Annotated in this window: 15 protein-coding genes and 2 pseudogenes; 6 read left to right on the top strand and 11 right to left on the bottom strand. The window is 71.8% G+C overall.

What is annotated here, in order from left to right:
- Positions 1–60: 60 nt before the first annotated feature.
- Positions 61–963 carry a sterol desaturase family protein gene (locus M8J73_RS36100; protein ID WP_055542897.1) on the bottom strand — a complete coding sequence of 301 codons (903 nt, stop codon included), beginning with the start codon at positions 961–963 and terminating at the stop codon, positions 61–63.
- Between the two features lie 165 nt (positions 964–1128).
- Between M8J73_RS36100 and M8J73_RS36095 the strand changes: the two genes are divergently transcribed.
- Positions 1129–2256, top strand: a complete 1128-nt coding sequence (locus tag M8J73_RS36095) for a hypothetical protein (RefSeq protein WP_249829557.1) — start codon at positions 1129–1131, stop codon at positions 2254–2256.
- 232 nt (positions 2257–2488) lie between these two features.
- Entirely contained in the window at positions 2489–3472 is a 984-nt protein-coding gene (locus tag M8J73_RS36090) for an aldo/keto reductase (RefSeq protein ID WP_249829556.1), read from the top strand.
- Positions 3473–3556: 84 nt separating this feature from the next.
- Here M8J73_RS36090 and M8J73_RS36085 read toward each other — a convergent pair whose 3' ends face one another.
- Positions 3557–4036 carry a MarR family winged helix-turn-helix transcriptional regulator gene (locus tag M8J73_RS36085; RefSeq protein WP_274757699.1) on the bottom strand — a complete coding sequence of 160 codons (480 nt, stop codon included), beginning with the start codon at positions 4034–4036 and terminating at the stop codon, positions 3557–3559.
- A gap of 244 nt (positions 4037–4280) precedes the next feature.
- Between M8J73_RS36085 and M8J73_RS36080 the strand changes: the two genes are divergently transcribed.
- Entirely contained in the window at positions 4281–5249 is a 969-nt protein-coding gene (locus M8J73_RS36080; protein WP_055543133.1) for an alpha/beta hydrolase, read from the top strand.
- A 254-nt stretch (positions 5250–5503) separates the two neighbouring features.
- On the opposite strand, the gene M8J73_RS36075 is transcribed toward M8J73_RS36080, so the two are convergent.
- The 3 genes from M8J73_RS36075 to M8J73_RS36065 all read right to left on the bottom strand — a co-directional run bounded on the left by M8J73_RS36075 (position 5504) and on the right by M8J73_RS36065 (position 10443).
- On the bottom strand, positions 5504–7723 hold the full coding sequence (locus tag M8J73_RS36075) for an NADP-dependent isocitrate dehydrogenase (protein WP_055543132.1): 2220 nt from the start codon (positions 7721–7723) through the stop codon (positions 5504–5506).
- Positions 7724–8001: 278 nt separating this feature from the next.
- Positions 8002–9099 (bottom strand): mechanosensitive ion channel family protein, encoded by a 1098-nt coding sequence (locus M8J73_RS36070; protein ID WP_055541985.1) that lies wholly within the window; start codon positions 9097–9099, stop codon positions 8002–8004.
- Between the two features lie 363 nt (positions 9100–9462).
- Positions 9463–10443, bottom strand: a complete 981-nt coding sequence (locus M8J73_RS36065; RefSeq protein ID WP_055541984.1) for a lysylphosphatidylglycerol synthase transmembrane domain-containing protein — start codon at positions 10441–10443, stop codon at positions 9463–9465.
- Positions 10444–10620: 177 nt separating this feature from the next.
- On the opposite strand from M8J73_RS36065, the gene M8J73_RS36060 reads away from it, so the two are divergent.
- Positions 10621–12498, top strand: a complete 1878-nt coding sequence (locus tag M8J73_RS36060; RefSeq protein ID WP_107424109.1) for an ABC transporter ATP-binding protein — start codon at positions 10621–10623, stop codon at positions 12496–12498.
- A gap of 43 nt (positions 12499–12541) precedes the next feature.
- On the opposite strand, the pseudogene M8J73_RS45335 reads toward M8J73_RS36060, so the two are convergent.
- The 4 genes and pseudogenes from M8J73_RS45335 to M8J73_RS36040 form a co-directional block, all read right to left on the bottom strand.
- Positions 12542–12697: pseudogene (locus M8J73_RS45335) on the bottom strand (DUF6766 family protein); the annotation flags it as partial.
- 378 nt (positions 12698–13075) lie between these two features.
- Positions 13076–13831 carry a metallophosphoesterase family protein gene (locus M8J73_RS36050; protein WP_055541981.1) on the bottom strand — a complete coding sequence of 252 codons (756 nt, stop codon included), beginning with the start codon at positions 13829–13831 and terminating at the stop codon, positions 13076–13078.
- Entirely contained in the window at positions 13828–14172 is a 345-nt protein-coding gene (locus M8J73_RS36045; RefSeq protein WP_240501673.1) for a hypothetical protein, read from the bottom strand. The genes M8J73_RS36050 and M8J73_RS36045 overlap by 4 nt, the downstream gene beginning before the upstream one ends.
- Complete coding sequence (locus M8J73_RS36040; RefSeq protein WP_055541980.1) at positions 14156–14803, bottom strand: nucleotidyltransferase family protein; 648 nt, start codon at positions 14801–14803, stop codon at positions 14156–14158. The genes M8J73_RS36045 and M8J73_RS36040 overlap by 17 nt, the downstream gene beginning before the upstream one ends.
- Positions 14804–15035: 232 nt before the next feature.
- Here M8J73_RS36040 and M8J73_RS36035 point away from each other — a divergent pair, with 232 nt between their 5' ends.
- Positions 15036–16373: a cytochrome P450 gene (locus tag M8J73_RS36035; RefSeq protein ID WP_249829555.1), complete on the top strand. Its 1338-nt coding sequence runs from the start codon at positions 15036–15038 to the stop codon at positions 16371–16373.
- On the opposite strand, the gene M8J73_RS36030 is transcribed toward M8J73_RS36035, so the two are convergent.
- Entirely contained in the window at positions 16351–16929 is a 579-nt protein-coding gene (locus M8J73_RS36030) for a GNAT family N-acetyltransferase (RefSeq protein WP_055541978.1), read from the bottom strand. The two genes, M8J73_RS36035 and M8J73_RS36030, sit on opposite strands and share 23 nt — an antisense overlap.
- Positions 16930–17067: 138 nt before the next feature.
- Between M8J73_RS36030 and M8J73_RS36025 the strand changes: the two are divergent.
- Positions 17068–17337 (top strand): annotated as a pseudogene (locus tag M8J73_RS36025) (MMPL family transporter); the annotation flags it as partial.
- A gap of 17 nt (positions 17338–17354) precedes the next feature.
- Here the strand turns inward: M8J73_RS36025 and M8J73_RS36020 are convergent.
- Positions 17355–18012 (bottom strand): sensor histidine kinase (locus tag M8J73_RS36020; protein WP_249829554.1); only part of this gene is annotated, 658 nt, incomplete at its 5' end.

Here is an 18012-nt window from a genome sequence, read left to right as displayed (position 1 = left end):
GCGCCGAACGGGCCGGGGTGCTACGGGGCTGGTCGAGGTGGTGCGATGCTGGTCGAGGTGCTACGGGGCTGGTCGGCGCAGCCCGGCGGCCGGGCCGGTGGCGGAGCGGTCGGGGCGCGTGGGCCGGCGCCAAGCCTGGAGGTGGCTCGCGACCACCTCACCGGTCCGGGGGAAGTCCGCCGGGTTCCGCAGGCCCACGGCGACCGGCCGTCGGCCGGGGCGCCAGGTGAAACTGCCGAACGCGTGGTCCCAGACCGAGAGTTCGGAGCCGTAGTGACCGGCTTCCGACAGGTCGACGCTGTGATGCAGCCGGTGCTGCTCGGGCCCCGCGAGGACGTGATTGAGCGGGCCGATCCGGACGTCGATGTTGGCGTGCACGAAGTAGCCCTGGGTGACCACGAACAGGCCGATCACGAAGACCGTCGCGGTCGAGAATCCGGTCAGGGCGAGTGAGCACTGCACCACACCCTGCGTGAGCACGACGTCCAGCAGGTGGTTGACCCCGTTGTTCCCGACGGTCACCTTGTCGGGCACATGGTGCACACCGTGCAGCCGCCAGAGCCGGGGGCTGGTGTGGCACCACCGGTGGATCAGGTAGTTGACCAGTGAGCCGAGGAGCAGCGCCAGCGGGATCTCCGCCCAGAGCGGCAGGGCCGGATGCCGTGGCGCGGCCCAGGCGACGATGGCCGCCACCGGTAGCTGTGCCAGGGCCCCGCCGGTCGTCGTGAGGACGAAGTAGACGCCGTACCAGCCCCATTCGCGGGCGCTCGGCGCCCATTCCCGCTCGTACGGGATCAACCGTTCGAGCAGGGTGAAGTAGGCGATGGTGCCGACGAGGAAGAGCTGGCTCACCCGGCCGAGGTCCCAGCGCAGGTGCAGTGCGGTGATCGCCGTGGCCACCAGGGCGGCCAACAGGGCCGGGTACGCGACATGGCGCAGCAGTGTGCGGAAATGCCCGCGCATGTAGCCCCCCTGGCCCGCGGATAATCACCGACAGTGTTCGTTCCGATACTAAGGGTGGTCAACACTCGGCGCGAGGGGCTTCCGACGAGAATCGGAAAGGGTGGTGTTATCCGATAATCATGCGGCGATGTGCGAGGTTGTACGGTCCGGTGCAGGCTGGGGATCATGCCAGGCAAGCGGGTGAGACGCCGGGAGACCGAAGGGTCGGACGGGCCCGACCGGCCGGACGGACCCGACGTCGAGACGGTGCTCGACGAGCTGTACGTGACCCCGCCGTCCGACTTCGTCGGCCGTCGGGAGGTGTGGGCGGCCGCCGCCAGGACGTCCGGCCGCGGCGACGACGCGCGCGCCATCCGGGGTGCGCGTCGCCCCACCCTGGCGGCATGGGCGGCCAATCTGCTGCTGCGCTCCCGCCCGGAGGAGAGCCGGCAGTTCCTCCAGCTGGGGGAGTCGCTGCGCGAGGCGTACCGCACGCTGGACCCCGGAGGCCTCAAGGAGCTGTCCGACCAGCGGCGCCGTGTCGTCGCCGCCCTGTCCCGGGAGGCCGCGGGGCTCGCCCGGACGGCCGGGCAGCCGCTGTCCGGCCCGGTGCTGCAGGAGGTCGAGTCCACGCTGCGTGCCGTGCTGGCCGACGCGGACGCCGCCCGGCGATGGTCCGGAGGTCGGCTGGAAACAGCCCTTGCCCCGCCGTCGACCTTCTCCTCCGACACCGAAGCGTCCGCCGTGGCCCCCGCGACGGCGAAGCGGCCCACCCGTGCGACGGCGAAGCCATCGGCCCCCGCGAAGGGCAAGCGGTCCGGCCCCGCAGAGGCGCCGGCGGCATCGACGCGCGGCCGTGAGGGGAAGGACGAACTCGCCGAGCGCCGCCGTGAACGGCAACTGCGGCTGGAGCGGGAACAGCGGCTCACGCAGGCTCGGGAGGCGGCCGAGGCCGCAGAACGGCGGCTCGACGACCGGCGCGCGGAAGCGGAGGACGCCGACGCGTCGCTGCGGCGGACCCGCGACCACCGTGACCGGGCACGGCGCCAGGTATCCGCCGCCGAGCAGCAGCTCCGCAAGGCGCGGGAAGCCCTCGAACGCGCTCAGGAGCAGGTCAGCCGCGCCGAGGGGCAGGTCGGTCGCGCCGAGGGGCAGGCGGGCCATGCCGAAGAGGACCTCGACCGTGCCGAACAGGAACAGCGACAGGCCGAGGAGAGGCGACGGACGGCCACCGCCGCCCTGACCGAGGCCGAGCGGGAGGCCCGCGACGCCGCCCGAGCCGTCCACCGCCTGAGCCGCTCGCACGGCGATTAGGACGTGCCCCGTGTCCGGCCGACAGGATCGGCCGGGCAAGTCCCGGTCGGCCGCGCCCCTCAGCGCGGCCCCGACCCCAGCGGAGTGCTCCGCTTCCCCCCGCCCCGCTTCCGGCCCGCCCCCGCCCGAACTCTCGGCTTCGCGCACGCTTGACTTCGCGCGCGCTCCAACCTGAAGACTCCCTGCCGAGGCCCGCCGAACGGGCCGAACGGGCTGAACGGGAGGCATAGTTATGAAATACCGCACGATCGGCAGCGACCCGAAGACCCGTCGTGAGGTGAGCGTGCTGTCGCTCGGCGCGATGCTGTTCGGTTCACGGACGGACGAGAAGACGTCGTTCGCCGTGCTCGACCGCTACGTCGAAGCCGGTGGCAACTTCATCGACACGTCCGACAACTACGCCTTCTGGATCGACGGCAGCCAGGGCGGCCAGAGCGAGGAACTGCTCGGACGGTGGCGCCGCAGCCGGGGGACAGGCACCGAGATCGTCATCGCCACCAAGCTCGGCGCCCGGCCCCTCGCCCCCGGCACCAGTTACGTCGACAACGCCGAGGGCCTGTCTGCGAAGGTGATCAGGGAGTCGGCGGAACGCAGCAGGGAGCGCCTCGGCGTGGAGCGGCTCGACCTGCTCTACGCGCACATCGAGGACCGTACGGTCCCGCCGGGGGAGACGGTCGAGGCGTTCGGGGAACTCGTCACCGGGGGCACGGTCGGGCTGCTCGGCGTGAGCAACCACGCCATGTGGCGCGTGGAGCGGGCCCGCGCCCTCGCCGCCGCGGCGGGACTGCCCGGCTATGAGGTGCTCCAATACCACCACAGCTATCTGCGGCCGCGGACCGACGTGCCCAACGCCCTCTGGGCGCACGGCACGCTCGGCGCGGCCACCGCCGAACTGCTGGGCTACCTGGAGGCCGAGCCGGACCTCACCCTCGTCGCCTACTCGCCGCTGCTCACCGGCGGCTACGTACGCCCCGAGAAGCTTCAGCGCGAGTACGACCACCCGGGCACGCCGGCCCGGATGAAGGTGCTGCGGGAGGTGGCACGGGAGACCGGGGCGACCGTCAACCAGGTCGTGCTGGCCTGGCAGTTGGGCGGCCCGCTCCCGATCGTGCCGCTCGCGGGGGTCTCCTCGGTGGCGCAGCTGGAGGAGAACCTCGCCGCCGTGGACCTGGAGCTGACCGCCGAACAGCGGCACCGGCTCGACGCGGCGCACTGAACCGGCGCGCCGGGTCGCGCACGGAACCGACGCACCGGGACGCACGTTGACCGGGCGCGCCGGGACCCCGGGGCCGGGCCCCGCTCAGCCCTGGCTGACGTTCGCGGTGAGCAGGCGCAGCAGTTGCTGGGTGAGCGTGTGCTGCTCGGGGGTCAGGCCCATCGCGGCGCCGATGTCCACCGGTACGGTCCGGGCCCGCTCCTTCAGCCGGGCCCCGGCCTCGGTGAGGCGGATGGCGACGGAACGCTCGTCGTCCGGGCGACGTTCGCGGCGGAGCAGGCCGCCGGCCTCCAGGCGCTTCAGGAGCGGGGAGAGCGTGCTGGACTCCAACTGGAGCGCGGCTCCCAGATCGCGGACGGATATCGAGTCCTGCTCCCAGAGGACCAGCATGACCAGGTACTGCGGATAGGTCAGGCCCAGCTCCTCCAGCAGGGGCCGGTAGCGGGCCGTGACGGCGCGCGAGGCGGCGTACAGCGCGAAACAGAGCTGGTCGTCCAGGAGCAGGGTGTGCCCCTGCGCCGGTTCCGCTCCGGCGGTGCCCACGAGTTCGCCGACTGTGCTCACGGTGTCGCTCCTCCGTCCCGTGCTCTCCCTGACGATCTCCCACCCTACCGGCAGTCACACGGGCGCATCGAGCCCTAAGGAATCGTGAGGTAAGGGATCGTGGGGTAAGGAATCGCAGGGCAAGAAATCGCCTACGAATTAGTTGTGTGCGATTTAATCGCACGCTATCTTTCTGGTGTGCCGCCGCCCCCGGCGAACCATGCGGGCGGACCCTGCCCGCGGCACCCCACCCGAGGAGATCACGATGTCCGAGAGCACCGCCCTCCGCCCCGTCCTCGAACCCGCCGCCGCGGCCTTCGCCGAGGCCACCGCGAACCCGCCGTACCTCTTCGACCTCGGCCCGGTCGAGGGGCGCAAGGTCGTCGACGAGGTGCAGTCGGGCGACATCGCGAAGCCGGACGTCGACGACGAGTGGGTGACTGTGCCGGGCGGCCCCACCGGCGAGGTGAGGGCCAGGATCGTCCGGCCCGCCGGGGCCGAGGGGGTGCTGCCGGTGATCCTCTACATCCACGGCGCCGGGTGGGTCTTCGGCAACGCCCACACCCACGACCGGCTGGTGCGGGAGCTGGCGGTGGGTGCGGGGGCCGCGGTCGTGTTCCCCGAGTACGACCTGTCGCCCGAGGCCCGCTACCCGGTCGCCGTCGAGCAGAACTACGCGGTGGCCCGCTGGATCGTCGCGGAGGGCGCCCGGCACGGCCTCGACGGGGCCCGTATCGCGGTGGCCGGCGACTCCGTCGGCGGCAACATGAGCGCCGCGCTGACCCTGATGGCGAAGGAACGCGGCGACGTCCCGCTGGTCCACCAGGTCCTCTTCTACCCGGTCACCGACGCCGCGTTCGACACCGGCTCCTATCGGCAGTTCGCCGAGGGCTACTTCCTGCGGCGCGACGCGATGCGGTGGTTCTGGGACCAGTACACGACGAGCGAGCGGGAGCGCGCGCAGATCACGGCGTCACCGCTGCGCGCCTCCGCCGACCAGCTGGCGGGTCTGCCGCCGGCGCTCGTGATCACCGCCGAGGCCGATGTGCTGCGCGACGAGGGCGAGGCGTACGCGAACAAGCTGCGCGAGGCCGGTGTCCCGGTGACCGCCGTGCGCTACCAGGGAGTCATCCATGACTTCGTGATGCTGAACGCCCTGCGGGAGACGCGGGCCGCCGAGGCCGCGATCACCCAGGCGATCGTCACCCTGCGCACGGCCCTCGGCACCGCCTGACCCGCACCGGTCGCTCTCGGCATCACCAGGCAGCGCCGACCCAGCCGCCCTCACGACCGCGCAGCGCTGACCGGCACGCGGCACCGACGGGACGCGGCACCGGCAGTACCTGCCCCGCGAGGCCCCCGACAGCACGCCGCCCCGGCCGGGAAGGAACCCGGCCGGGGCGGCGGTGTGTGGCCTCACGGGGTTGGCCGACCTGGGGACCGCGGGCGAGCCGCGGTGCCGTCAGGTGGGCCGGACCGAGCGGAGCGTCAGGCGAAGTTCGCCAGCGCCTCGTTCCACGTGGCCGAGGGGCGCATGACCGCGGCGGCCTTGGCCGGGTCGGGCTGGTAGTAGCCGCCGATCTCGGCAGGCCGGCCCTGGACGGCGATCAGCTCGTCGACGATCTTCTGCTCGTTCGCGGAGAGCGTCTCGGCGAGCGGGGCGAACGCCTTAGCCAGGTCGGCGTCGTCGGTCTGCGCGGCCAGCTCCTGCGCCCAGTACAGGGACAGGAAGAAGTGGCTGCCGCGGTTGTCGATGCCGCCGAGACGACGCGAGGGGGACTTGTCCTCGTTGAGGAAGGTCGCCGTCGCGCGGTCCAGGGTGTCGGCCAGCACCTTGGCGCGGGTGTTGCCGGTGGCCTCGGCGTACTGCTCCAGCGACGGGACCAGGGCGAAGAACTCGCCGAGGGAGTCCCAGCGCAGGTAGTTCTCCTTGACCAGCTGCTGGACGTGCTTCGGGGCGGAGCCGCCGGCGCCCGTCTCGAACAGGCCGCCGCCCGCCATCAGCGGGACGACCGACAGCATCTTGGCGCTGGTGCCCAGCTCCAGGATCGGGAACAGGTCGGTGAGGTAGTCACGCAGGACGTTGCCGGTGACGGAGATGGTGTTCTCGCCGCGGCGGATGCGCTCCACGGACAGCTTCGTCGCCTCGACCGGGGCGAGGATCCGGATGTCCAGGCCCTCGGTGTCGTGGTCCGCCAGGTACGTGTTGACCTTGGCGATCAGGTTGGCGTCGTGGGCGCGGGTCTCGTCCAGCCAGAACACCGCCGGGTCACCGGTGGCACGGGCGCGGGTGACGGCCAGCTTCACCCAGTCCTTGATCGGGGCGTCCTTGGTCTGGCAGGCGCGGAAGATGTCACCGGCGGAGACGGTCTGCTCGATGACGGCGACGCCGTTGCCGTCGACCAGACGGACCGTGCCCGTGGTCGCGATCTCGAAGGTCTTGTCGTGGGAGCCGTACTCCTCGGCCTTCTGCGCCATCAGACCGACGTTCGGGACGGAGCCCATCGTCGACGGGTCGTAGGCGCCATGCGCGCGGCAGTCGTCGATCACGGCCTGGTAGACACCGGCGTACGAGGAGTCCGGGAGCACCGCGAGGGTGTCGGCCTCCTGGCCGTCCGGGCCCCACATGTGGCCGGAGGTGCGGATCATGGCCGGCATCGAGGCGTCGACGATGACGTCGGACGGCACGTGCAGGTTGGTGATGCCCTTGTCGGAGTCGACCATCGCCAGCTCCGGGCCCTCGGCGAGCTCGGCGTCGAAGGACGCCTTGATCTCGGCGCCCTCCGGCAGGGCCTCCAGGCCCTTGTAGATGCCGCCCAGACCGTCGTTCGGGGACAGACCGGCGGCGGCCAGCGTCGCACCGTACCGCGCGAACGTCTTCGGGAAGAAGGCACGCACCACGTGACCGAAGACGATCGGGTCGGAGACCTTCATCATCGTGGCCTTGAGGTGCACGGAGAACAGCACGCCCTCCGCCTTGGCCTTGGCGACCTGGGCGGTGAGGAACTCGCGCAGCGCGGCGACCCGCATCACGGAGGCGTCGACGACCTCGCCCGCGAGGACCGGTACGGACTCGCGCAGCACGGTGGTGGTGCCGTCGTCGCCGACCAGCTCGATCCTCAGCGCGCCGTCCTCGGCGATCACCACGGACTTCTCGGTGGAGCGGAAGTCGTTCTCGCCCATCGTCGCCACGTTGGTCTTGGACTCGGAGGTCCAGGCGCCCATGCGGTGCGGGTGGGTCTTGGCGTAGTTCTTGACGGAGGCGGGGGCGCGGCGGTCGGAGTTGCCCTCACGCAGGACCGGGTTCACGGCGGAACCCTTGATCTTGTCGTAGCGGGCGCGGATCTCGCGCTCCTCGTCGGTCTTCGGGTCGTCCGGGTAGTCCGGAAGCGCGTAGCCCTGGCTCTGCAGCTCGGCGACGGCGGCCTTCAGCTGCGGGATCGACGCCGAGATGTTCGGCAGCTTGATGATGTTCGCCGCGGGGGTCTTGGCCAGCTCGCCCAGCTCGGAGAGGGCGTCCGGGATGCGCTGACCCTCCTGGAGGTACTCCGGGAAGACGGCGATGATGCGCCCGGCCAGCGAGATGTCACGGGTCTCGACGGAGACACCGGCCTGCGAGGCGTACGCCTTGACCACCGGCAGGAACGAATACGTCGCCAGGGCCGGGGCCTCGTCAGTGTGTGTGTAGATGATGGTCGAGTCAGTCACCGGGTGCTCCGCTCCACGTCTGCAACATTGCTCGACATCAAGATATCTCGTGCCGGGACGCGGCGACGCATGGGGCCGGGCGCCCAGTGACTCGGGGGTGCGCCTACGTCGGCGGGTGCGGGTTCGTTGTGGTTGTTCGCGCAGTTCCCCGCGCCCCTGAAGGGAGCGGGCCTGCGGCCCGCCCCTTCATGAAAAGCACGGGGCGCAGCCCCGGGCGGGCGCGGGGAACCGCGCGAGAAACCCCCACTCACCCGCACGTACGCACCCCGCGGCAATCCCTACCGCGCCTCGACGGAGTCGATCGACGTCTCGCGCTGGTGCGGGATCTCGAGACCCGCACTCGCACCCGCACCCGGCTGGAGCGTGACCGTCCGGCGGGGGGCCGGGATGTGGATGCCCTCGGTCCGGTAGCGCCGGTGCAGGCGCTTGATGAACTCGTGCTTGATCCGGTACTGGTCGCTGAACTCCCCGACCCCGAGGATCACGGTCATGCCGATCCGCGAGTCGCCGAACGTGTGGAAGCGCACGGCGGGCTCATGGTCCGGTTTGGCGCCCTCGACGTCCTTCATGGTCTCGGCGATGACCTCGTTGGTGACCCGCTCAACGTGCTCCAGGTCGCTGTCGTAACCGACGCCCACCTGCACGAGCAGGGTCATGTCCTGCTCGGGCTGGTTGAAGTTGGTCATGTTCGTGCCGGCGAGCTGCCCGTTCGGGATGATCACCAGGTTGTTGGAGAGCGACTTGATCGTCGTCTGCCGCCAGTTGATGTCGACGACATAGCCCTCCTCGCCGCTGCTCAGCCGGATGTAGTCGCCCGGCTGGACCGTCTTCGACGCGAGGATGTGGATGCCCGCGAAGAGGTTGGCGAGCGTGTCCTGGAGGGCCAGCGCCACCGCGAGACCGCCGACACCGAGGGCGGTGACCAGCGGCGCGACCGGGATGCCCAGGGTCTGCAGGATCACCAGGCAGCCGAGCGCGAGGACCGCGACCCGGGTGATGTTCACGAAGATGGTCACCGAGCCGGCGACCCCGGCCCGCGACTGGGTCACTGTACGGACCAGACCGGCGATCACCCGGGCCGCGGTGATCGTCGCGACCAGGATCAGCAGCACGGTCAGCGACTGGTTCACATTGTGGTGGACCGTCCTCGTGAGCGGCAGCGCCGCCGCCGCGGCCGCCGCGCCGCCGACGAACGCGCCCCAGGGGACGAGGGAGCGCAGCGCGTCGACGATGACGTCGTCACCGCTCCAGCGGGTCTTCGTCGCGTGTCCGCCGAGCCAGCGCAGCAGCAGGCGCAGCAGGAACGCGGCGGCCAGGCCCGCGACCAGGATGATTCCGGCCACGAGGCAGTCGTCGACGGTGAGGGCCCGGGTCATCGGTCGCCTCCCGAGGGGCGGGGGGAGCGGTCGACGGGCCGTATGTCATGTCCCGCAGACCGTATGTGATGTGTCGTCACCTTGCCACCTGCTCGAATCCGGAATGCACGATCACGCTTGCCCGGACGCGTGTACGACGTCGGGCGCGACCGCTCATCCTGCCGCACGCGACCTGCTGATCGGCACCGGACCTGCGTGGATCGGCCATTGACGACCCGTCGAACGTGACGGAATGTCTGATACGCGCCACAGAGTCACAGCGCCGCAGAGCCACAGGGCCACAGGGCCACAGGGCCGCAGGGCCGCAGGGCCTCAGGGCCGCAGAGTCACAGTGCGGCAGAGTCAACTGCGGCGGCCGCTCGCTCAGAGCACCTTCAGCCGCACCAGCGCCCCCAGCGTCAATGCCCCCGGCAGCAGCGGCAGCCAGAGCGTGATGACCCGGTACGCCAGCACCACCGCTGTGGCCACGGTGGCCGGGGCGCCCGCCGCGATCAGGGCGACCACGAGCGCCGCGTCCACGGACCCGAGGCCGCCCGGTGTCGGGACCAGGGCGACCGCGACGGTGGCCGCGAGGTACGCGACCGCCATGTGGAGCACGGGTATCCGCAGGCCCAACGCCAGCCCGACGGCGGCCAGTCCGGCCGCCTGGAGCGCGGGGAAGGCCAGCGAACCGCCCCACAGGGCGAGCACCCGGACCGGCCGTGTGTGCACCGACCGGGCCTCGCTCAACGCGGTGCGCACGAAACCGGACACGGCTGTGCGCAGCCGCCGTACGAGCAGCAGGGCGAGCGCGGCCGCGCAGACCACCCCGGCGACGGCGGCCAACAGGGGAGCGGTCGACCCGTCCGGGAGGAGCGGGCCGAGGCGCAGCGCGCCGGGGAACGCCAGCAGCAGGGCCAGCAGCAGACCCAGCCGGGCGACGGACTCGGCGAGCAGATACAGGGCGAGCGCCGCCGACGAACGGGCCGGCGGCACCCCGCACACCGTCATGAACCGCAGGTTCACCGCGCTCGCCCCGAGGCCGCTGGGCAGCAGATGGTTCGCCGCGCCGGCCGCGAACTGGGTGGCCAGCAACCGCCGGGCGGGCAGCCGTTCGACGAGGGCGCCCTGCCGGGTCACGGCCGCCGCCACCCAGGTCAGGCAGGTCGCGCAGACCGCCGCCGCCAGCCAGGGCCACCGCGCGGTCGCCAACTGCCCGAACCCCTCGACGAGGACGGAACGATGGCGTACGGCGAGGGCGAGGACCAGGGCGAGGGGGAGCAGGCACAGGATCCGGCGGACCGGGAGGAGCCGGCGGACCGGGACGCGCCTGGGGAGCCCCTCGGGGAGCCGTATCGCTGTCACACCGGGAGAGGTTTTCCGCCACGCCCCAACGGCGGGTTGCGGACGCGCGGACGGGCGGTGACCGGCGCGGGACTTCACTGCACGGTGACCGGCGCGGGACTTCACCGTTACGCGGGGTACTCCGGAAAACCAGTTGACCTCAAGATTGGTTGAGGTTCTAGCGTCCTTCCCATGAGTATGGAGATGACCGCCTGGAGCCAGCTGCAGGGCATGTCGAACGCCCGGCGGCCGAGCCGCCCCTTCGCCCGGACGACGCTACGGCGCGTTGGGGCCTTCGCCCGTCCACATCGTCGCCGTATCGCGTGGTTCGTCGCGGTCAGTGTGGTGACCGCCCTTCTCGCCGTCGCGACGCCGGTGCTCGCGGGGAACGTCGTAGACGTGATCGTGTCGGACGGGGACGAGGCGCTCGTCGTCCGCCTTGCCGTGCTCATCGCCCTCATCGCGGTCGCCGAGGCGGCCCTCGGGCTGCTGGGCCGATGGCTGTCGGCGAAGCTCGGCGAGGGACTCATCCTCGATCTGCGGACCGCCGTCTTCGATCATGTGCAGCGCATGCCGGTCGCGTTCTTCACACGTACTCGTACGGGAGCGCTCGTCAGTCGTCTCAACAACGACGTCATCGGCGCCCAACGGGCGTTCAGCAACACCCTGTCCGGAGTGGTCGGCAACCTGGTCACCCTGGTCCTCACCCTCACCGTGATGCTCACTCTGTCCTGGCAGATCACCCTGCTGTCGCTGGTCCTGCTGCCCGTGTTCGTGATCCCCGCCCGCCGGACGGGCACCCGGATGGCCCGGCTCCAGCGGGAGGCCGCCGACCTCAACGCGGCCATGGGCACACGGATGACCGAACGCTTCTCGGCGCCCGGCGCCACCCTCGTCAAACTCTTCGGACGCCCGGCGGACGAGTCCGCGGAGTTCGCCGAACGGGCCCGCAGGGTGCGCGACATCGGCGTGCGCACGGCGATGGCGCAGTCGGTGTTCATCACCGCCCTCACCCTCGTCTCCGCCCTGGCGCTCGCCCTGGTCTACGGCCTCGGCGGCTGGTTCGCGCTGCGCGGCACCCTCGAAGCGGGCGCGATCGTCTCCCTGGCCCTCCTGCTGACCCGCCTCTACGCCCCGCTGACCGCCCTCGCCGGCGCCCGCGTCGAGATCATGAGCGCTCTCGTCAGCTTCGAGCGGGTCTTCGAGGTGCTCGACCTGAAACCGCTGATCGACGAGAAACCGGATGCCCGCGAGGTGCCCGACGGCCCCGTGTCCGTGGAGTTCGAGGACGTCCGCTTCGGCTACCCGTCCGCCGACAAGGTCTCCCTCGCCTCCCTGGAGGAGGTGGCCGCGCTCGACACCCGGGGCGGCAGCGAGGTCCTGCACGGGATCTCCTTCCGCGCCGAACCCGGCCGCACGATCGCCCTCGTCGGCTCCTCCGGCGCCGGCAAGTCGACCGTCGCCCAGCTCCTGCCCCGCCTCTACGACACCGACGCCGGCAGCGTCCGCATCGGCGGCGTCGACGTACGGGACCTGAGCGCCGAGTCGCTGCGCGGCACGGTCGGCATGGTCACCCAGGACGGGCACCTCTTCCACGACACCGTCCGCGCCAACCTGCTGCTCGCCCGCCCCGGCGCCACCGACGACGACCTCTGGGAGGTCCTGCGCCGCTCCCGCCTCGACGACCTCGTACGGTCGCTGCCCGACGGCCTCGACACCGTGGTCGGCGAACGCGGCTACCGGCTCTCCGGCGGCGAACGCCAGCGCATGACCATCGCCCGGCTGCTGCTGGCCCGCCAGCGCGTCGTCATCCTCGACGAGGCCACCGCCCACCTGGACAACACCTCCGAGGCCGCCGTCCAGGAGGCCCTCACGGAGGCATTGGAGGGCCGCACCGCCGTGGTCATCGCCCACCGCCTGTCGACCGTACGGGCCGCCGACCAGATCCTCGTCGTCGAGGCCGGCCGGATCGTGGAACGCGGCACCCACGAGGAACTCCTCGCGGCGGGCGGCCGGTACGCGCAGCTGTACCGCACGCAGTTCACGAAGGACAAGCCGCCGGTGACGGTCGCCTGAGGGCCCCGTGGACCCCCGGGCCGGTCTCCCGACCGGTCCGGGTTCAGCCCTCCACGCCGGTCGAGGTGTGGGCGGAACCGACCGGCTTCGACTCCGGGGAACCGCGCTGGCGCAGATAGATCGAGAGGATCGCCATCGAGGCGATGGCGAGGAACTCCGACTGCCAGTTCTGCAGCGTACGGTTCCAGAAGTCGGCCGCGACGGACGGCACGTCCTCCTCCAGGACGCCCTCCTCGCACGCCGTACCGGCGGACTGCTCGACCTCCTCGCGGACAGCCGGCGCCAGCACCCCGCACACGGCCGCGCCGTCACGCGCGCTCACGGCGCGTTCGAAGTCGAGGGCCGCGTCCAGGGCGGCCGTACGCCGCTCGTCCACCGAGCCGCAGCCGGTGGCCACCGCGAGGGGCACCAGCACGGCCCCGTCACCACGACCGTCCGCCACCGCCGCCAGGGCATTGCCGCCTCCCGTTCGACCGTCCAGGGACGTGTCGAGGGAAAACAACCCCGCCCCGCCGTCCGACACGGGCGCCGCGTGACGGGCACGGGCCCGTCGTCCCCCGGCTGGGGCAAGCCGACGCTACGCCGCGCTGGTCGCCGTGGTGGGGGAGCCGTCCACCGGCAGCCCGTACACGGCGAAGGCGCGCCGGATGACCGGCTGGGCGACATTGCGTACCCGTACCCCGCCGCTGGTGATGCCGTGCTCGGTGCCCAGATGGGCGTGGCCGTGGACGGCGAGGTCGGCGCCCGACTCGTCCACCGCCTCCGCCAGCAGGTAGCTGCCGAGGAACGGATAGATCTCCAGCGGCTCACCGACCAGCGTGTCCGGCACGGGCGAGAAGTGGGTGAGCGCGATACGCACCGCGCAGCCGTCCGCCGCCAGGCCGTCGAGGGCCCCGCGCAGACCGTCCGCGAGCCCCCGGGTGTGCCGGACGAAGGCCTTCATCTCGGGTTCGCCGAACTCGCTGCCGCTGCGCCCGGCGAAGCCACCGCCGAACCCCTTCGTCCCGGCGACGCCCACCCGGACCCCGTCGACCTCGACGACGGTCCCCTCGCCCTCCAGCACCGTCACGCCCGCCGAACGGAGGACGTCCGTGACGTCGTCGGGCCGCTCGGCGTGATGGTCGTGATTGCCGAGGACGGCGATCACGGGCACCGGCAGGCCCGCCACCTCGTCGGCGACGACCCGGGCCTCCTCGGGAGTGCCGTGCCGGGTGAGGTCACCGGCCAGCAGCAGCAGGTCGGCCTGCCGGTGGAGCGTCTCGAACGCGGGCCGGAGCAGACCCCGGCTGTCGGGCCCCAGATGGATGTCCCCGACGGCGGCGACCCGGATCACGACAGGTCCTCCGGATGGTCGGGCGCGGTCACGTCGGCCAGCGCGATGTCGGCCCGGACGGCGATACCGGGCAGTTCCTCCGCCGCCAGACGCAGGATCGCCTCGCGGTCATGGGCGGTGGACGCGGTGCCGGTGATGTGCACGGAGTCGCCCCGCGACTCGATCCGCATCCCCAGCTCGGCGAGATCACCGCCGGCGAGCCGTTCGCCCAGGTGGGCGATGAGGTACTCGGTGTTCGTGGTGGGGTGCCTGGACTGCCTGGACTGCCTGGACTGCCCGGACTGCCCGGACTGCGCGGGGGTGGTGTCGGGGTCCGTGCCGTCGTCAGGTTGTGTCGCCATGGCCGGTCTCCTCCGGCTCGATCACATGGAGGCGCTCCAGCAGATACAGGAAGGCCGCGGGCATCGGTACGGCACCGCACTCCTGCCGGACCCGGGCCCAGTCGATCTTCTCCCGCAGGGTCCGGGCGATCGGCAGCGCGGAACCGAAGTCGCAGTAGTGCTCCGAGAACGACATCAGCCGCCCGATGAGCAGGTCCGTCGCCGACAGCACCGGCATCCACACGGACTGGACCGACAGCACCTCCGCCCGGTCCAGCAGCTCACGGCTCACCGGCACCCGGGCCGGCCGGAAGATCAGATCGACCTCCTGGCCGTGACTCCGGGTCTTCAGCAGCCAGTCCTCGGGGGGCTGGACCACGGCGAGGCCCGCCGATTCCAGGGTGACGGTGACGGCGTCGATGTCCTCGGGCAGGACACAGAAGTCCACGTCGTGCTGGAGGGTGCCCGGTCCGCCGTGGGCGTACACGGCGACACCGCCCGTCAACGCGAAGGGGTGCCCGCCCGCCTTGAGCAGTGAAGCGACCTCCTTGGCCGCTTCGAGAATCGCCTGGGTGCGGTCCGGTGGGAGCCCGTCGTCGTTCGGGTCGGCGAGATGGCCCGCCGACCGGATACCGTCGTCCCGCGTCTTCACGTGCGCCCTCCGGGCGCCACGAAGAGTACGGCGCACCGCTGGAGCACGTACGGGTTCTCCATGCCTTCCACCATAGTGCGGGTCGGGCCGATGGCGAGGCGGACGAAGGGCGACTGCGGAGGGCCCGCCGGCCGCCCGCCCCCGGCGGACTGTCACGGCACGTCGCCACTCCCGTACAGTCCGTGCTGTTCCGTGTGGCGGCCGTGTCCGGCGGTCGGCCAGGGGAGGAGACATGGACACCGCAACCGGTTCGGACCCACTGCCGTACGCCCCCGGAGCGGGCGTTCGCCCCGTTCCCGAAGTCGAGCCCGAGGTCGTCGAGCGGTGGCGGTCCGAGGGAGGCGGGCTCGTCGAGCTGTTGACCGAGGTGCGCGCACGGCTCGGCGGTGTCGCGGCCTTCCGTCTCGGACCGTCGCCCACCGTCCTCGTCACCGACCCGCAGGCGGTCCAGCACGTTCTCGCCCTGCACCCCGAGCGGTACGTCAAACGCTCTCACCGCGCACGTCTGCTGGTCGGGGACGGTGTCCTCGCCGCCACCGGCGCGGCCTGGAAGAGCCAGCGCCGTCTGCTGCAGTCCCAGTTCACCGGCACCGGCATGCGCCGACACGAGCACCGGATCACCGCCGCCGCGCGGACCACCGCCGCACGCTGGGACGCGTACGCCCGTGACGGCCGGACCCTGGACGTCGGGCGTGAGATGCGCCGCTACGCCCTGGACGCCATCTGGCGCACGCTCACCGGACACCCCCTCGACGACGAGACCGAGCGGGAACTGGCCGCTGTCGCCGGCATCGGGGCCGCCCTTCCCACGCTGCCCACCGATGTCGCCGCCGCTCGGGACGCCGTCGCCGCCGATCTGGCCCGGATCGACGCGGTCGCCCGGCATGCCATCGAGGCCGCCCGGAAGGGAGAGGCCGGTCCCGACGGTCCCGGAGTACTGCACTTCTTGCTCGACGCGGCCCGCGAACGCCCGGAATACACCGACCAGTTGATCCGTGACGAGCTGGTGACCCTGCTCGCCGCCGGGCACGAGACCACCGCCACGACCCTGACCTGGCTGTACCTGCTCCTCGACCGCTGTCCCGGTGCCCGTGAACAGGCGCTCGCCGCCGGCGGCGACGGCTCACCGCAGCGTCGCCAGGCCCTCCAGGCCCTGGTGCACGAGACGCTCCGGCTCTATCCGTCCGCGTGGATCCTGCCCCGCCACGCCGCCGAGGCCGACACCCTGGCAGGCCACACAGTCGAGGCGGGCACCGACATCCTGGTCTGCCCGTACCTCACCCACCGCGATCCCGAACTCTGGCGCGACCCGGAGGAGTTCGACCCCCGCCGCTTCACCGCCCCGGACGGCCGCCCCACCCATCCCGGCGCCTACTACCCCTTCGGTGTCGGCCCCCGAGCCTGCCTCGGCCTCCAATTCGCCCTCCGGGAGTCCACCGTCCTCCTCGAACACCTCCTGCCCGCCCACACGTTGACGTTCTCCTCCACCCCCACGAGAACGGCGTACGGCATCACGATCCGCCCCGACGGGCCCACCCCGGCTTCGCTCAACGCAACCACCGGACCATGAAGAGCGCCTGCTCGCCGGCCGACTCGGTGCCGTCGTAGAGAGAGGTGTCCAGGCCGCAGAAGACGAAGCCCAGCCGGAGATAGGCGCGAATGGCGGGAGCGTTGATGTTGCTGACCTCCAGCCATACGTGCCCTGCCCCGCACTCCCCGGCGAAGTCGAGGGCGTGGCGCATCAAGGTTCGACCGATGCCCTTGCCGCGCCAGGCGGGTGCGACCTCGATGTCGCGGATGGTCAGCCGACCGTTCCAGCCCTCGTAGGACGCCTCCACGAACCCGCACAACTCGTCCCCGTCGTGGGCGACCACCGTCCGGCACGGCCCGGACTCGGCGTCGTCGACGTCGTCGTCCTCGGCGGGGAAGACCTTGCGGAGAGGAGAGTCCAGCGGTGTCTCCCGGATGGTGAAGCCTTCGTCCGTCACGGTCACTTCGAACACCGAGTCCGTGGTGAACGACCCGTCCAGCCCGGCCAAGGCCTCGTCGTCCTCCGGCCGGGCCGGTCGGTAGACGACGGTGCCCGTCGTGCCGGCCGCGGTTGTGTCATCTGCCCTTGTCTCCATGGCTCCGACCGTATGGGGTCCGGCTCGACGGGGTGTCCGTCTTCCCGTGGGCGATCGCGGAAGACGGGGCCATGTCCTCCTTCGCGCAAGTCCGTTGGCGGGGTCCCCGAGGTGTCCGTGCCGATGCTTCGTTGGCCCCGGCAGGAACTCACCGCGGGCGCGGAACCCGGCGAGGCCGGCCGCAAGGCCCTGGACGCTGCCGGGCGCACGGTCTTCTTCGCCGGCTGCACCGTGATCATCGCCCTGCTGGGGCTGGTCGCGCTCGGCCTCGGCTCACTCCGGGGCGTGGCCCTCGCCCTGGCCCTGACCGTGCTGACCACCATGGGCGCCTCGCTGGTCCTGCTGCCCGCACTGCCGGCCTTCTTCGGCCGGCGCATCCAGCGCCACGTGCTCCGTCACGCGACAAAGAACGAGGACCGGGTGGCTCAGCCCCGCCACCCGGCGTACGGGGAGGTGAAGTCCTCGCCGGGGAAGGGCGGTTCAGGGGCGGCGGGGCCGGTCGGGGTGGGAGTGAGGGCGTCCGGGGGCTCGGGTGTGTCTTCTCCGTCGGTGAGGTCGCTCGGGAGCATCACCAGGGAGGTCGTGCCGGCCTGCTCGCCGGAGGGGCGGAGCTGGACGCGGATGCCGTGGCGGTCGGAGAGGCGGCCGACCACGAACAGGCCCATGCGCTGGGAGATCGCGGCGTCCACGGTAGGCGGCTCGGCCAGCCTGTGGTTCACGTCGGCGAAGTCCTCGGCGGTGAGGCCGATTCCCTGGTCGTGGATCTCGATCATCACGCGGCCGTCGGGCAGACGGGTCGCGGTGACACGGACCTTGGTCCGGGGCGAGGAGAACGTGGTGGCGTTCTCCAGGAGTTCCGCCAGCAGGCGTACGAGGTCGGTGACGGCGCGGCCGTGGATCTCGGCCTCGGGGACACCGGACAACTCGATGCGCTCGTACTGCTCCACCTCGGAGGAGGCGGCGCGCAGCACGTCGATGAGGGGGACGGGCTGGTCCCAGCGGCGGCCGGGTTCCTCGCCGGCGAGGACCAGGAGGTTCTCGCCGTTGCGGCGCATACGGGTGGCCAGGTGGTCCAGCTTGAAG

This window comes from Streptomyces neyagawaensis (assembly GCF_023516595.1).
GTDB classification, from domain to species: domain Bacteria; phylum Actinomycetota; class Actinomycetes; order Streptomycetales; family Streptomycetaceae; genus Streptomyces; species Streptomyces neyagawaensis.
Note: the sequence above shows the minus strand (reverse complement) of the source record. Positions and strands in the feature narration are given on the sequence as shown.

Coding starts and splice junctions, on each gene's coding strand:
- M8J73_RS36090 (WP_249829556.1), top strand. CDS start 2,489: ATGAAATACCGCACGATCGGCAGCGACCCGAAGACCCGTCGTGAGGTG.
- M8J73_RS36060 (WP_107424109.1), top strand. CDS start 10,621: ATGGAGATGACCGCCTGGAGCCAGCTGCAGGGCATGTCGAACGCCCGG.
- M8J73_RS36070 (WP_055541985.1), bottom strand. CDS start 9,099: ATGACCCGGGCCCTCACCGTCGACGACTGCCTCGTGGCCGGAATCATC.
- M8J73_RS36080 (WP_055543133.1), top strand. CDS start 4,281: ATGTCCGAGAGCACCGCCCTCCGCCCCGTCCTCGAACCCGCCGCCGCG.
- M8J73_RS36035 (WP_249829555.1), top strand. CDS start 15,036: ATGGACACCGCAACCGGTTCGGACCCACTGCCGTACGCCCCCGGAGCG.
- M8J73_RS36095 (WP_249829557.1), top strand. CDS start 1,129: ATGCCAGGCAAGCGGGTGAGACGCCGGGAGACCGAAGGGTCGGACGGG.
- M8J73_RS36030 (WP_055541978.1), bottom strand. CDS start 16,929: ATGGAGACAAGGGCAGATGACACAACCGCGGCCGGCACGACGGGCACC.
- M8J73_RS36100 (WP_055542897.1), bottom strand. CDS start 963: ATGCGCGGGCATTTCCGCACACTGCTGCGCCATGTCGCGTACCCGGCC.
- M8J73_RS36045 (WP_240501673.1), bottom strand. CDS start 14,172: ATGGCGACACAACCTGACGACGGCACGGACCCCGACACCACCCCCGCG.